The 14,485-nt window shown below is 59.4% G+C and carries 10 protein-coding genes and 3 tRNA genes; 8 read left to right on the top strand and 5 right to left on the bottom strand.

Annotation, left to right across the window (positions count from 1 at the left end; translation table 11 throughout):
- Window positions 1–10 precede the first annotated feature (10 nt).
- Both purN and purM read right to left on the bottom strand, forming a co-directional pair.
- A complete protein-coding gene (purN, locus tag ACZ1HA_RS06255) occupies window positions 11–616 on the bottom strand; it encodes a phosphoribosylglycinamide formyltransferase (protein ID WP_472713278.1) in 606 nt (201 codons plus the stop codon).
- Window positions 613–1,659, bottom strand: a complete 1,047-nt coding sequence (gene purM / locus ACZ1HA_RS06250; protein WP_472713277.1) for a phosphoribosylformylglycinamidine cyclo-ligase — start codon at window positions 1,657–1,659, stop codon at window positions 613–615. Before purM ends, purN begins: the two co-directional genes overlap by 4 nt.
- Before the next feature lie 118 nt (window positions 1,660–1,777).
- Between purM and ACZ1HA_RS06245 the strand changes: the two genes are divergently transcribed.
- Window positions 1,778–1,854 (top strand) — tRNA-Ile (locus ACZ1HA_RS06245).
- 357 nt (window positions 1,855–2,211) lie between these two features.
- Window positions 2,212–4,617: a methyl-accepting chemotaxis protein gene (locus ACZ1HA_RS06240; protein ID WP_472713276.1), complete on the top strand. Its 2,406-nt coding sequence runs from the start codon at window positions 2,212–2,214 to the stop codon at window positions 4,615–4,617.
- Window positions 4,618–5,014: 397 nt separating this feature from the next.
- Here the strand turns inward: ACZ1HA_RS06240 and ACZ1HA_RS06235 are convergent, their stop codons facing one another.
- Window positions 5,015–6,178 (bottom strand): benzoate/H(+) symporter BenE family transporter, encoded by a 1,164-nt coding sequence (locus ACZ1HA_RS06235; RefSeq protein WP_472713275.1) that lies wholly within the window; start codon window positions 6,176–6,178, stop codon window positions 5,015–5,017.
- A gap of 232 nt (window positions 6,179–6,410) precedes the next feature.
- Window positions 6,411–7,736 carry an ATP-binding protein gene (locus ACZ1HA_RS06230; protein ID WP_472713274.1) on the bottom strand — a complete coding sequence of 442 codons (1,326 nt, stop codon included), beginning with the start codon at window positions 7,734–7,736 and terminating at the stop codon, window positions 6,411–6,413.
- A gap of 47 nt (window positions 7,737–7,783) precedes the next feature.
- On the opposite strand from ACZ1HA_RS06230, the gene ACZ1HA_RS06225 reads away from it, so the two are divergent.
- Complete coding sequence (locus tag ACZ1HA_RS06225; RefSeq protein WP_472713273.1) at window positions 7,784–8,665, top strand: MBL fold metallo-hydrolase; 882 nt, start codon at window positions 7,784–7,786, stop codon at window positions 8,663–8,665.
- Between the two features lie 109 nt (window positions 8,666–8,774).
- A tRNA-Asn gene (locus ACZ1HA_RS06220) sits at window positions 8,775–8,849 on the top strand.
- A 143-nt stretch (window positions 8,850–8,992) separates the two neighbouring features.
- Here ACZ1HA_RS06220 and ACZ1HA_RS06215 read toward each other — a convergent pair.
- Window positions 8,993–10,315 carry a c-type cytochrome gene (locus tag ACZ1HA_RS06215; protein ID WP_472713272.1) on the bottom strand — a complete coding sequence of 441 codons (1,323 nt, stop codon included), beginning with the start codon at window positions 10,313–10,315 and terminating at the stop codon, window positions 8,993–8,995.
- A 168-nt stretch (window positions 10,316–10,483) separates the two neighbouring features.
- Between ACZ1HA_RS06215 and ACZ1HA_RS06210 the strand changes: the two genes are divergently transcribed.
- From ACZ1HA_RS06210 to ACZ1HA_RS06195, 4 genes are all read left to right on the top strand, one after another.
- Complete coding sequence (locus ACZ1HA_RS06210) at window positions 10,484–11,665, top strand: M24 family metallopeptidase (RefSeq protein WP_472713271.1); 1,182 nt, start codon at window positions 10,484–10,486, stop codon at window positions 11,663–11,665.
- Window positions 11,662–12,672 carry a N(2)-acetyl-L-2,4-diaminobutanoate deacetylase DoeB gene (gene doeB / locus ACZ1HA_RS06205; protein WP_472713270.1) on the top strand — a complete coding sequence of 337 codons (1,011 nt, stop codon included), beginning with the start codon at window positions 11,662–11,664 and terminating at the stop codon, window positions 12,670–12,672. The genes ACZ1HA_RS06210 and doeB overlap by 4 nt, the downstream gene beginning before the upstream one ends.
- Before the next feature lie 3 nt (window positions 12,673–12,675).
- A complete protein-coding gene (locus tag ACZ1HA_RS06200) occupies window positions 12,676–14,058 on the top strand; it encodes an aminotransferase class III-fold pyridoxal phosphate-dependent enzyme (RefSeq protein WP_472713269.1) in 1,383 nt (460 codons plus the stop codon).
- A 74-nt stretch (window positions 14,059–14,132) separates the two neighbouring features.
- A tRNA-Ser gene (locus ACZ1HA_RS06195) sits at window positions 14,133–14,222 on the top strand.
- Window positions 14,223–14,485 lie beyond the last annotated feature (263 nt).

Below are 14,485 nucleotides of genomic sequence, written 5' to 3'. Positions count from 1 at the left end.
CAGAACCCGATTACGGCTCTCCCGACCGCAGGAAAACCGGTGTTCTGTCGCCAGCTGCAAAACGCCGCAGAACAGCCGGATAAAGTCGGTGCTCCTCAACCAGAACACGGGCGGCCAGTGTCTCAGGTGTATCATCCGGAAGCACAGGAACCTGTGCCTGACCGAGCACCGGCCCGTCGTCCAGTTTCGCGGTGACCTCGTGCACGGTACAGCCGTGAACATCGTCGCCCGCTTCCAGAGCCCGGGCGTGTGTGTGCAGCCCTTTGTATTTCGGCAGAAGAGACGGATGGATGTTGAGCATCCGGCCCTGCCACGGGTCCGTGAAACCGCCGGTGAGCTTGCGCATGAAGCCCGCAAGACAGATCAGATCAGGGGCGTGCGGTGTGAGTGCTGCGGTCACCGCAGCCTCAAACGCGGGCCGGTCCCCGGCAAACGGCTGATGGCGCACCACTTCGGTGGGCACGCCGCGCTGACGCGCCTTTTCCAGCCCACCCGCACCGGGGTCATTGGACAGGACCACGCAGGCCCTTGCAGGATGATCGCCTGTCATACTGTCGAGCAGCTTTACCATGTTGGACCCGCCACCTGAGATAAAGACGGCAACCCGCGTTGTCACAGAAGAGATCCGTCGTACTGAACGCCCGGAGTGGCCGAAACGACGCCGATCTGTGTGACAGTTTCGCCTGCGGCGCTCAGCAGTTCCGAAAGCGCATCCGCCCGGTCGGATGCCACACACAGCACCATACCCATCCCGCAGTTAAAGGTTTTGAGCATCTCCTGTTCCTGCATACCGCCGGTTTTGGCCATCCAGGCAAAAACACCCGGCAGCGTCCAGCTGTCGAGGTTGATCTGCGCCCCAAGACCATCGGGCAGGACACGCGGCAGGTTCTCGGTCAGGCCACCGCCGGTGATATGGGCAAGCGCGTGCACACCGCCTGATCTGATGGCTTCGAGTGCCGGGCGTACATAAAGGCGTGTCGGGGTCAGCAAAGACTGCCCCAGCGTCGTATCTGCCCAGGGACAGGCGTCCTCCCAGCCCAGACCGGACAACTCAACGAGGCGCCGCACAAGGCTGTACCCGTTCGAATGCACACCGTCAGAGGCGAGCCCCAGAAGAACGTCACCTTCGGCGACACCAGCCGGCAGATCGCTCCCACGCTCCATGGCACCGACAGAAAAACCGGCGAGATCAAAATCACCGGGCGGATACATGCCGGGCATTTCAGCAGTCTCGCCACCGATCAGCGCGCACCCTGCCCCTTCGCATCCACGGGCGATACCTTCGATAATCCGCGCTGCCTTGTCTGTGTCGAGCGCACCTGTGGCGAAATAATCGAGAAAAAACAGTGGCTCCGCACCCTGACACACCAGGTCGTTCACACACATAGCAACCAGATCCACGCCCACGCTGTCGACATAGCCGGTATCAATTGCAATACGCAGTTTGGTGCCTACACCATCTGTCGCCGCAACCAGCACCGGGTCAGAATAGCCGGCATCCTTCAGGTCAAAAAGGGCGCCAAAACCGCCAAGACCTGCCATCACACCGGACCGGCTGGTGCGCTTTGCGGCGGGCTTGATGCGGTCCACCAGCGCGTTCCCGGCGTCGATGTCCACCCCGGCATCGGCATAGGTTATTCCGTTTTTTGGCGCGGTCATGCTCGTTCTCCTGGCCCCTGCAGTCGCTGTTCGCGGATTAGAGCATAAAAGACGCGACTGCAACGTGCGCTGCACTCTTGACCTCCCTTGCCTGCGGCCTTACGCACACAACTATGGCGGGCCTGTAGCTCAATTGGTTAGAGCAGAGCGCTCATAACGCTTTGGTTGCGGGTTCAAGTCCTGCCGGGCCTACCATACCCACCAGAAACCGGCCCTGACTGCAGGTCATTCAGAACGGCAATCCGTGCGGGCGACTGCTGGCCCGTTTCAATGTCCGCTCAGTCAGACGACCGCTGTGACCACCAGTTTTGTTGTCTGCGGTCACACACAACGTGCCAGATCACTGTTTCTGCCCACACCTGCCCGCAGTTTTTCGTATGTTCAAGGATCGGGCATAAAGCTGAAACACGCCGGACAGCAGCGACCCGCCCGCCCGCAGACAGTAGACAGGTTCTTTGCAGAAAAAACGCTCCATTCCGTCATCAGGTAACGAACCGTTAGAGAACTGACCGTAGATTTACGCAACTCTGCACTGTTGAACCGGAGGTGGGTATGACACTCGCAATGCGCATTTATCTTGGCATGGGATCCATGGTTGCTCTGATCGTTATTCTGGGCGGTTTTGCGGCGTTCCAGACCAGCCGGCTTGCCGACACATTCATTGACTACCGCACGACGGCACGCGACAGCCTGCTTGCCGGTGATTTTCTCGAAGACATGTTTGAAGCGCGGCTCGCATCGGCCAAATACCGGCTGACCAAAGACCAGGCTTTTGTTGAGGAAGTCTCTGGCAACATTGCGGAAGTTGTTGATCTGAAGAAAGCGCTGACCGAAATCATCAGCCACTATGAGGGGCTGGGCCCGGTGGCTGGTATTCCAGATCTGCTGGCTGAATACGAACGCCTCATGGGCGAGGCCTACGAGCTGCAACAGCAACGGGACACCCTCGTTCAGACCTCAGCCGATACGGGTGTCAAAGCCCGGCGCCAGCTTTCGGAAGTTATGGAAACAGCACTGCGCGACGACGATGCGGTTGCCGCTGCCGCAGCTGGTGAGGCCGGTATCAACCTGATGCTGGCACGGTATTACCTTGAAAAGTACCTCGTGGATAACCGTCCCGAAGATGCAGCGCGCTCAAATCAGGAGATCGAAAACGCGCGTGTGGGTCTGACAGAACTGATGACCGAACTGCAAAACCCCAGGCGGCGGGAGCTGACAGAAGAGACAATGAGGGATCTCGACGTTTTCGATGCCACCTCAGAGGCGGTCGCCGACGTGATTGCGCAGCGCAACACACGCTATGACAGAATGGATGAAATCGGGCCCGAAGCGCTTGCGCTCGTGGAGAGCACGGTGGACGCGGTTGTGGCACAGCAGAACAGCCTTGGTCCTGCGGGTGTTGCCATGGCGGACCGCTCTATCCTGATTGTATCGCTGCTTGTGGCGGCCGCGACCGTCATCGGAGCTGGGCTTGCCCTCTTCACCGGCCGTGCGATTGCGTCCCGGCTGGCTCAGGTCACTGCCGATATGAACCAGCTCGCAACCGGTGATCTCGACATCGAAATTGAGAGAACAGAAGCGAGGCACGAGATCGGGCAGATGACCAATGCGATGGTTGTTTTTCTGGAAAACGCACGCAAAGCGAGGGATCTTGATCTTGAGGTCAAGGAAAAAGAACGCCTTGCACGCGAACGCGACGAAGACCAACGCGCGCGACAGGCGCAGCTTGAGCAGGAAAAACGCGACCGGGATGAACGTGAGAGAGAGGCTGAACGGGCAAGACTGGAGACCGCGCAGGAATTTCAGAAACAGATGGAACGCGTATTGGGCAAAGCCGCTTCGGGAGATTTTTCCGAACGTCTTCCTGCCGATATTGAGGATGACGGCCTTGTCCAGCTTGCGCAGATCGTCAATCGCCTGCTGGAGCAGACCGAAGACAGCATCGATGATCTCGTCCGAAGCATTGGCGAGCTGTCAAACGGCAATCTAGGCGTCCGGATCGAAGGTGAACGCAGCGGGGTTTTCCTGCGGATGAAGAACGATTTCAATTCCGCACTCAGTGCGTTGTCCAACACCATGTCGGACATCATGGAGAGTGGAAAGACCGTTTCCGCAACCTCGCATCACCTTGAAACTTCTGCGAACGACATGTCCAAGCGCGCCGAAGACGCCGCCGCCGCGATCGAGGAAACTTCCGCCGCAGTTGAGGAAATCGCGTCCAGCATCAGCCAGGTTGTGGAAAATGCCAGATCGGCGGATGCCGCCACACAGAAGGTGCGCAAAGGAGCCGATGTATCCCGCGATGTATCAGACCAAACGGAAGCCTCAATCGGCACGATTGCGGAAGCATCTGGTCAGATTAACAGCGTCGTGAAAGTCATTGAAGATATTGCCTTTCAGATCAACCTTCTTGCTCTGAACGCGGGCGTCGAAGCCGCACGCGCAGGAGAAGCAGGCCGCGGTTTTTCGGTGGTCGCATCTGAAGTGCGCGCCCTGGCACAAAGATCGCAGGAAGCTGTCCAGGAAATCAGCACAGTAATTGACCAGAATGCGCAGAGCGTAAAGACTGGCGTGGAGCATGTCACCCAGTCCCGAAAGGCGCTCGAAGCGATCATCGCAGATGTTGAAACTGCATCAACGCAGATTTCTGAAATTGCGATGGCCGTGGAGCAGCAATCTTCCGGAATCCAGGAGGTCAATCTGGCCATCGGTTCAATTGACAGAACTGCGCAGAACAACGCCGCAACGCTGGAAGAAATGACGGCTGCCAGTGTTTCGACAAGCAAAGAAGCCCAGAACCTTGCCAAAGCGCTGAGCCAGTTTCACGGGTTACCCGAGGCTGGCGCGCACAAGCCCATAGCCCGCGACGGCGGAATTGAGCCGGCCAGGCAACGGCGAGCCAGCCAATCCGCCGGCTGCGCCCAACCCGAGGCCGTCTCAGGGTGGGAGGAGTTCTGACACAAAGCGCTGACGAGGGCGAACAGCACTCCGGAGCGCGTCATTGGGATGCAGGGCAGCGCTCCGACACAATCAGCCTGAGCCCGGTCCTGCATTTAATCAACCGACTGCCCAACCGACTACGAAATGGGCTTCGGCCCGGATTTTGATTTCTGTGGACCGCACTGCCGTATGCCGCGATCCACAAGCGACAGGGCAAAAACCTGCGGGCCTCAAGCAGTTTGTACAGGACACACAGTTGCAGCGCCGGGGAAGCAGGAATTTCTCCCAAGCACAGGTTGCCAAACGGAAGCCCGTGAACAGACAAGGCATGGAATGAGGCCTGACGCCTTTTGCGGGTCAGCCTTGCATGTTTTCGTCGGATAAGGAACGTTGTCTAACCATCTGTTTTTCTTTATTATTCGGCTTTCATCATCCAGACAACAGAACCGGCCACAACTCCCCAGAACGCGCCACTGACACCAAACAATGTCATTCCGCTTGCGGCGACAAGGAACGTCAGCGCCGGGGCTTCCTTCTGGTCAGGATCACTGAAAGCCGATGATACCGAACCAACAAGAGCCGGGATGAGCGCCAGTCCGGCAACGGCGGTTATGAGCGCAGCCGGCGCGAGGCTGGCCAGAGAGATGATCAGCGTAGCGGCACAAGCCATGCCAACATACGCCACACCGGAAGTCACCGCCGCCCAGTACCGTGCATCCGGATCACGCCCGGCGTCTTCCCCCGCCATCATTGCAGCCGTTATCGCGGACATATTGACGGGAATCGCACCGAAGGGCGCAATCACCATGCTGACAACACCGGTATCCCGGATCAGCGCCTGCCGCCGGACGCTGTATCCATTGAGCTCGAGGACTGCGAACCCAGGAATGTTCTGCCCCGCCATCGTGACGAGATAGAGCGGCACTGCGATGGAAAAAAACGACTGAACCGTAAAGACCGGGGCAACTGGCACGAAATCAGGCAGCCACTGGCCATCAGACAAAGCCGGTGTCGCGGACGTGTCCACAGCCAGCGCCAGAACAAAGACAAAAGTGATCACGGCAAACGGCATGGCTGCCAACCGGTTCCAGCACAGCCCGATCAACCACGCGCCAAACACCGGCAGCATCAGCATTGGAAATTCAGCAAACGCTATAGCCGGCGCAAAACAGAGCTTCAGCAGGACGCCCGCCAGCAAACCATTGGCAATCGGTTTTGGGATGGCGGCAACAAGCCTGCCGAGCGCAGGAACGAACCCGGTCAGGATGATGAGGCAACTGCAGAAAATCAATGCCCCTGCGGCCTCTCCAAATCCACCGGGCAAAGCCGCCGTCGCGGCAAGAAAAGCAGCACCCGGGGTCGACCATGCAACTGCAGCGGGAATACGCGTTTTTATGGGCAGCCAGATACTGCAGATACCCATACCGATTGTCGCAAAGAAAAGGCCGGTCGCAGCCTGATCGCTGGTAGCACCCATGGCTGTCATCCCAGCAAGTACAATCGCAAACGAAGCTGCATAACCGACAAAAGCCGCGAGCAGCCCCATCGAAACAGCGGGCAGGGAAAGATGACGGATCATACGGGGCGGGACCTTCTGACTATTGTAGTAACACTCTCAAAACTCAGCCGGATGCACCAGAGCCCAAACACCTAACCGCAGTGTTGCAAGCCCCGGCTCTGTGCGCTGCGCCGGGTCGGTAGAACTGTTCGTATGACATGGTCGGCGCCCGTGCGGCCGCCGGAACGGTCAGGCCAACGGATGTTCTTCCCGCCTGTTTCCGCGCATGGTGCGGAAAGAAAACCTTTGGGAACTATCGCGCGATGACGATATCCGCCTGAAGCCCGCCCATCCGCTGCGAACTGCCAAGCCGCAATACACCACCATGCGCGCGCGCGATGTCGGTGGCGATGGCCAGCCCGAGCCCGACACCACCCCCCTGATCCTGGTTTCGGGCAGGATCCAGCCTTGTAAACGGCCGGGTCGCCTCTTCCCGCCGATCGGCCGGGATACCCGGACCATCATCCTCCACCCGGATGCGCAGCGCCTTGTCACTGAGCATCACTGAAACCTCTGCGCGGGCTCCATACCGCACGGCGTTGGAAATCAGGTTATCAAGCGCCCGGCGCATGGTCAGTGCGTTCAGTTTGACCTCACCGGTTCCATCGCCCTCTGCCTGCGCAACAGAAACATCCCGCCCGGCACGCTTTGCGTCTTCGACAGCCTCGCTGACCAGGAGGTGCGGATCTACCGGGACCGGTTCACCCTCGCCCGCGCCTTTTACAAAGTTGAGGAAGGCGTCCAGCATCTGCTGCATGTCGTCAACATCCTGCTCCAGCAACTCACGCTCTGCGTCATCCAGCATCGACAGGCTGAGACGCATTCTCGTCAGCGGCGTGCGCAGATCATGACTGACGCCGGACAGCATCAGTGTCCGCTGCTCGATCTGACGTTCGATCCGGGCCCGCATATCGAGAAAGGCATTCCCGGCAGACCGCACTTCCAGAGCACCGGCAGGTGTGTAGGGTTCATGCCGGCCCCGCCCGAATGCTTCGGCTGCATGTGACAGACGCTTGATCGGCCTGAGCTGATTGCGCAGATAAAGGATCGCGATGACCGTCACAATACCACCGAAAAACAGCATGTTAACAAACAGTTGATGGGGGTTAGACGCCGAAATTCGGCGCCGGTCAAAGCTGAGACGCACCGGCCCGTGATCGCTGGCGGCGTAGACATGCACGCGCCGGTCTTCTGTCAGATCCGTGACCATCACCGCCGGCACTTCAGCAGGCAGGCGTGCCACGATCACGCGCCCCGAAAAATCGTACCAGTCCCGCATATCTGCCACGGGCACCTCAGCCTGATCGACTGCCGCAGCTGCCATGTCCAGTTGCCCCACCTGTGCACTGACGCGTGCGGGTATGGCTGCGCGATCACGCGCCTGATTTGCGACATTCAGCACCAGACGCAGTTCACGCGACACAGTTGCCGCCATCTGCCGGGTCACATCTTCAAAGTGCCGCGTCAGAAACAGAATCGTGACAACGATCTGCAGCACCACGACAGGCAGCAGCAGGATCAGCACAGCGCGGGCATAAAGCGAACGCGGCATGTATTGTTTGAGCCAGCCAAAAAACATAGACCTGAATCTATCCGCGCCCCGGGCGATTAGAAAGAGCCAAACAGATGAAGATGCCAGAGGATTTTGACCCGGTTCATGGTGAAGTTGTCTCTCTGGGCCCGATGCTGCGCCGTATCGTGGCGCCCAACCCGTCCCCGATGACATGGCGCGGCACTAACACCTACCTGGTTGGTGCGTCACACGTGGCTGTGATTGATCCGGGGCCAGACAATGACGCCCATCTGCAGGCCATCCTGGCCGCAACGGATGGCGGACACAGCATCAGCCACATATTGGTTACACACGCACATCTTGATCACTCTCCACTGGCGCGACAACTGTCAAAGCTCACCAGGGCGCCGGTCCTGGCATTTGGCCCGGCCGAGGCCGGCAGATCGGCGGTCATGACCCGCCTTGCCGCGTCAGGCCTAGCAGGTGGTGGCGAAGGGATTGATGCCGGTTTTCAGCCCGACACTCGTCTGACACATGGCGCAACGGTCGATGGTGACGGCTGGACGCTGAGGGCGCTGCATACGCCGGGACATATCGGAAACCACATCTGCCTCGCATGGGAGGATGTCTGTTTCACCGGGGACCACGTTATGGGATGGGCCAGCTCGCTTGTGTCACCACCGGATGGTGATCTGACCGATTTTATGACCAGTTGCGCGACCCTTCAGAGGGAAAACTGGCGCATTTTCTATCCCGGGCACGGAAAGCCGGTAACCGACCCACAGGAACGTCTGAAATGGCTGATCTCGCATCGTCAGGCCCGCGAGTCAGCTATTCTGGACGCACTGGACGCAGGCCCCACGACTGCCGCCCACATCGCGCGACGGATCTACACAGATGTAACTGCTGAACTCCTTGGTGCTGCAACACGAAACGTCCTCGCCCACCTTATTGATCTGCATGAAAAAAGGTGGTTCGCAGCGTCGGAGACCTGAGCGAAACAGCGTCTTTTTTGCTGCGTGAAAAGGCTGGTGGCTGATTTTAATTTTTTCGCGGAAACCCTCTGGACGCGGGTTTTGAGCGCTGCTATATCGCCCAGACCGTTCCGGCGTAGCTCAGCGGTAGAGCAGTTGACTGTTAATCAATTGGTCGTAGGTTCGATCCCTACCGCCGGAGCCAATTCACCCCGACTGATAGACCGAATGGCCGACATCTCTTTATGGTGCGGCTTACGGGGTTCGTACAATCGGGCACCATAATCGCGAGACGACACATTTCGGCAAACCGTGTCGGGATTGCTGAAACGCAACAGCGACACGCTGTCAGTTTTCAGTTGTCGCATCCCGCAGAAATGCGATCAGATCGGCACGGTCCTGCGCACCCGTGATCCGCTGCATCGGCATTTTCGACCCCGGAATGTAATGATCCGGACCCAGATCAAACAGCAGGTCTATGGTCTCTTCGGACCAGACAAGATCCGCTTTGACCAGCGTGTCAGAATAGAGATAGTCCGATACGGTGCCGGCCGGCCTGCCAAACAGACCATAGAGCGTTGGACCTGCACGCCTTTTACTGTCGGGCTCAAGGGTATGGCAGATGGAACATTTGCGCTGGAACTGTCGCTCACCATTCGACATGAGTTCCGGCTTTTTCAGAAAGGACCGTTCCGTCCCGGCCATCTGCTCTGCGTTTCCGAGCTCCGCTACCGGCCAGCTGTGCAGCGCGTCCGAGATGCCGCCGGCGTGGATGTTCTGACCGTCCGGAGAAAACGCCAGCGCCCAGACCGGTCCTGCAGCGGTCGCCCGGAAGTCATCCGAAATACGCCAGTCCACTGTGTCGATCATCATGATGTATCCCTGGGCGTCACCCACGGCGATCAGGTCAGCCCCGGCACTGTAGGCCATGGCGAGGATCGGGCGTCTGTCCGCAGTGAAATCACCACTTTCGTCCCCTTCGGGCAACGTTATGACCCGCGTGCCCCCGTCAACCGCGCCATAGGCCAGCCAGCTTTCATCCGGCGCGATCAGCAGCGTGTTAATCCCGAACCCGTGCTGCACCAGACGCCTGCGGAATTCGCCGGTATGCGCATCCCAGAGACGCACCGTACCATCCGCCGAGGTCGTATAAACCCGGGCGCCGTCCGGCGAAAACGCAACATCGCTGACGGTGTTGGCATGTCCCCGCAACTCGATGGGGTCTGCGCCGTCCAGCGGCCAGACACGCACGGTTCTGTCCCAGCTGGCCGATGCCACACGCGTGCCTTCAGGCGACACCGCAAGCCGGATGATCTTGGCGCTGTGACGCCCCAGCACCCTTCCCTGCCCTGTCGCCGGATCCCAGAGGCGCAGAGAGAAGTCATCGCCCCCTGAAACCATACGTCCATCCCCCACCGGAACGACTGCATTCACAGCTGCCTCATGACCATCGAACCAGCGGGGGCCGTCAGGCGTCCAGAGGCCGACTGCATTGTCGAAACTGGCGGTCAGGATTGTCCCGTCGGCGGTCGTGCTGATCCCTTTTACCGGCCCCCCATGGCCCTCCAGACGGAAGGCCTCCTGTGCCTGCAGGCTGTGCGCTGCAAGGATCAGCAAGGCGCAGGCCGCACGGAAAACAGAACCCGTTGAATTCAGAAATGTGGATTTCATCTGCCGCCTTCGTTGCACATATCCAGCATACTGCAAAACTGCAGACAGGCTGTCAAAGCCGCCGGCCGGGCCGACAGCGTCCCGCCCCGGAAACCCGTCGATGGACCGGCGCAAAACGATCCGCTAACCTTCCCTCACGCCCCGAAGGCGCGACAAGCGGAGAGTACCATGCCAGCATCTGACCTGCCGTTCAGCATCAGTGAATATGACGGGCGGATAAAGCGCACCCGCGACGCCATGATGGCCGCAGGCGTCGAGGTTATTGTTGTGAGCGATCCCGCGAATATGGCCTGGCTGACCGGGTACGACGGCTGGTCCTTTTACGTGCACCAGGCGGTTGTGCTCGGCCCGGACGGGCCGCCGCTCTGGTGGGGGCGCGGCATTGACGCGCTGGGGGCAAAGCGCACGGTTATGATGCCGGATACCTGTATTCACGGGTATGACGACACCTATGTGCAGAACCCGGAAAAACACCCGATGGAAGACCTGTGCAATCTTCTGGGGAAACATGGATGGTCGTCCGCAAAGATCGGCCTTGAGATGGACAATTATTATTTCACAGCAGCATCTTACACGTCGCTTTTGTCCGGCTTGCCGCAGGCCGAATTCAAAGATGTGAACGGTTTGGTAAACTGGCAGCGCTGCGTCAAAAGCCCCACAGAAATCACCTGCATGCGCCGGGCGGCCCGTATTGTCGAAAAAATGCACCGGACCATTCTGGAACATGCCGAACCGGGGCTGGCCAAGAACGCCCTGGTGGCGGAGATCAGCCACGCCGGGATAACAGGTGCAGACAGCTACTGGGGTGATTACCCGTCCATCGTACCGCTGGCACCTTCCGGCGCCGATGCGACGGCCCCGCACCTGACCTGGAACGCGGAACCGATGAAGAAGGGCGAAGCCACCTTTTTTGAGATTGCGGGCGTCTACCGCCGCTACCACGCGCCGCAGTCGCGCACCCTGTTTCTTGGCGCGCCGCCTGACCGCTACCGGCGTGCCGAAGCCGCCGTACTCGAAGCTGTTGAGGCAGGCCTCGCCGCGGCACGGCCGGGCAATACAACCGGCGATATTGCGCTGGCGTTCAATGGCACTCTGAACGGGCTGGGCTTTGAAAAGGACAACCGGTGTGGCTATTCCATCGGGTTGTCTTACCCACCGGACTGGGGCGAGCGCACGTTCTCGCTGCGCTCCGGCGACAAGACCGTACTCAAACCGGGCATGACATTTCATTTCATGCCTGCGCTCTGGCTGGACGATGGCGGCATCGAGATCACCGAACCTGTGCTGATTACCGAAGACGGCGCCGAATGTCTGTGCAACACGCCCCGGGAACTGATGGTCAAGACATGACAAACACCCCCTCGCCCGTCACCGCCACCGTCGATTTCGGCGTGTACGGTGTACAGCACGGTCACCTGCAATTGCCGTGGAGCCGCGATGAGAGCGCCTGGGGTTCTGTGATGATCCCGGTGACAGTTATCCGGAACGGCTCCGGACCGACAGCGCTGATCACCGGTGGAAATCATGGCGATGAATACGAAGGACCGCTTGCCATCCTGGACGCGGCAACCAGCCTCGATCCGGCGGCCGTGAGCGGCCGGATCATTCTGATCCCGTTCATGAACGCGCCAGCAGTACACGCCGCAACGCGCACGTCGCCCATCGACGGCGGCAATATGAACCGCGCATTCCCCGGCAGGCCGGACGGCACGATCACGGAAAAGATCGCTGACTACTTCACACGGTACCTGTTGCCGATGGCCGATATCGTGCTCGACTTTCATTCAGGCGGCAAATCGCTCGACTTCCTGCCCTTTGCAGCCTGCCACACGCTTGAGGACAAGGCGCAGGAAGCACGATGCCGGGCCGCGCGCGATGCTTTCTGCGCGCCTTTCAGTCTTCAGATGCTCGAGATTGACCCCTCTGCAATGTACGATCATGCAGCAGAAAGTCAGGGAAAGACATTTGTTACAACCGAACTGGGCGGCCGCGGTACGGCGACGCCGGAAACCGTCGCCATCGCGCGGCGTGGCCTGCGGAACCTGTTGATCCACGCCGGAATTCTCGCTGGAGATATTGATGCCGCCCCGACCTGTCACCTGACACAGGATGACGCGGCGTGCTTTCATTTCGCTCCTGACGCAGGAATGGTTGAGTTCACTGTGATGCTTGGTGATGCTGTAACCTGCGGTGAAACACTCGCCCGGATCTGGCCACTGTACCACACCGGCATTGAGCCGAATGTCATAACAGCCCAGACCGACGGACTGGTGATGGTACGACATCATCCCGGACTAATCCGTCAGGGCGACTGCCTGGCTGTTCTGGCCTCTGAAACCGGCCCCACAAAGGAGTAACTGATGCTGACCAATGACACGCTGGCCGAATGGGACAGAGACACGTTCTTTCACCCGTCCACGCATCTTGCGGCACATGCCCGTGGTGACACACCGACCCGGATTATCACTGGCGGCGAAGGTGTCTGGATCGAGGACCGGGATGGCCGCCGGATGCTGGATGCTTTTGCGGGACTATATTGCGTGAATGTGGGCTATGGCCGGCGCGAGATCACCGACGCCATCGCGGAACAGGCCCACCAGCTGTCCTATTACCACGCATATATGGGGCACGGCACCGAAGCATCTGTCACACTGGCCCGGATGATCCTTGATCGCGCGCCTGCAAATATGTCGAAGGTCTATTTCGGCCTTGGTGGATCGGATGCCAATGAAACCAACATCAAGCTGGTCTGGTACTACAACAACATCCGCGGCCTACCCCACAAGAAGAAGATCATTTCCCGCTGGCGGGGGTATCACGGGTCCGGCCTGATGACCGGGTCTCTGACCGGCCTTTCGTTGTTTCATAAGAAATTCGATCTGCCGCTGGAGCAGGTCCTGCACACCGAAGCCCCCTACTATCTGCATCGCCCGGACCGCGGCATGTCAGAAGCGGCATTCAGTCAATGGTGCGCGCAGCAGCTCGAAGACATGATCCTGGCTGAAGGACCCGACACCATCGCCGCCTTTATCGCCGAGCCAATGCTGGGCACGGGCGGTATCGTACCGCCGCCGGAAGGGTACTGGCCCGCGATACAGGAGGTTTTGCGGCGCCATGACATCCTGCTGATCTGTGACGAGGTTATCACCGGATTTGGACGTCTCGGCACGATGTTCGGCGCAGAACACTACGGAATTGAGGCCGATCTGATGACCATCGCCAAGGGTCTTACGTCTGCCTATGCGCCTTTGTCCGGCAGCATCGTTTCGGACCGCGTCTGGGAAGTGCTGGCACGCGGCACAGACGAGAATGGCGCGATCGGTCATGGCTGGACCTATTCGGCGCACCCGATCGGTGCGGCGGCCGGCATCGCCAACCTGAAACTCATTGATGACCTTGATCTGGTTGGGAACGCGCGCAGCACAGGGCAGTTTATGCTGGCCGCTCTGCGGGACGCGCTGGCTGGACACCCGCATGTCTCCGACATTCGCGGCGAAGGTTTGCTGTGCGCCGTCGAACTGGCCGACAACCCGGATCAGCTGACAGCTTTTGAACCATCCCGCGCTGTTGTGCCGTCCATTGTCGCTGCAATGGCACAGCGGGGCGTGATCGCCCGTGCAATGCCCCAAAGCGATACTATCGGTTTTGCGCCGCCGCTCTGTATTACCCCCGGCGAAGTTGAAAAGGTTGTTTCCGTGACCTTTGATGCGATCTGTGAGGTGCTTGGAAACCCTGCGGGATAGCGTTTGCCCGGAATTCAGTCTGTCGCCGGATTTTCCACTTGTTTTCCATAAGACTGCCCGATAGGACGGTCGGCGGAGACGTGGCCGAGTGGTCGAAGGCGCTCCCCTGCTAAGGGAGTAGGCGAGGAATCGTCTCGAGGGTTCGAATCCCTTCGTCTCCGCCATCCAACCTAACTCTGTCAGCGCAGCCCTCCTTGCACTGTTTTCCGACGTTTGGGCTGAGCATCCTGCCAGAACGACGACCGTAGTGCTATGATCTGAAAAGATTTAGTGGCAACGCCTCCGGCGGCACCGTAGCGGGCTTCGGAAAGCGGGCCATTTTTTGTGCCCTTCGTCCAGCATGGCACCGGTCAGTTAAAAACACTTCAAAACCTGACCTTGCCCCCTGCCCGATCTGACCACCCGCCGGGTCCGCTCAGTGTATCGA

Source organism: Roseobacter sp. S87 (assembly GCF_055693285.1).
This window is presented reverse-complemented; position numbering and strand designations above follow the sequence as displayed.

Coding starts and splice junctions, on each gene's coding strand:
- purM (WP_472713277.1), bottom strand. CDS start 1,659: ATGACCGCGCCAAAAAACGGAATAACCTATGCCGATGCCGGGGTGGAC.
- ACZ1HA_RS06240 (WP_472713276.1), top strand. CDS start 2,212: ATGACACTCGCAATGCGCATTTATCTTGGCATGGGATCCATGGTTGCT.
- ACZ1HA_RS06235 (WP_472713275.1), bottom strand. CDS start 6,178: ATGATCCGTCATCTTTCCCTGCCCGCTGTTTCGATGGGGCTGCTCGCG.
- ACZ1HA_RS06230 (WP_472713274.1), bottom strand. CDS start 7,736: ATGTTTTTTGGCTGGCTCAAACAATACATGCCGCGTTCGCTTTATGCC.
- ACZ1HA_RS06225 (WP_472713273.1), top strand. CDS start 7,784: ATGAAGATGCCAGAGGATTTTGACCCGGTTCATGGTGAAGTTGTCTCT.
- ACZ1HA_RS06215 (WP_472713272.1), bottom strand. CDS start 10,315: ATGAAATCCACATTTCTGAATTCAACGGGTTCTGTTTTCCGTGCGGCC.
- ACZ1HA_RS06210 (WP_472713271.1), top strand. CDS start 10,484: ATGCCAGCATCTGACCTGCCGTTCAGCATCAGTGAATATGACGGGCGG.
- doeB (WP_472713270.1), top strand. CDS start 11,662: ATGACAAACACCCCCTCGCCCGTCACCGCCACCGTCGATTTCGGCGTG.
- ACZ1HA_RS06200 (WP_472713269.1), top strand. CDS start 12,676: ATGCTGACCAATGACACGCTGGCCGAATGGGACAGAGACACGTTCTTT.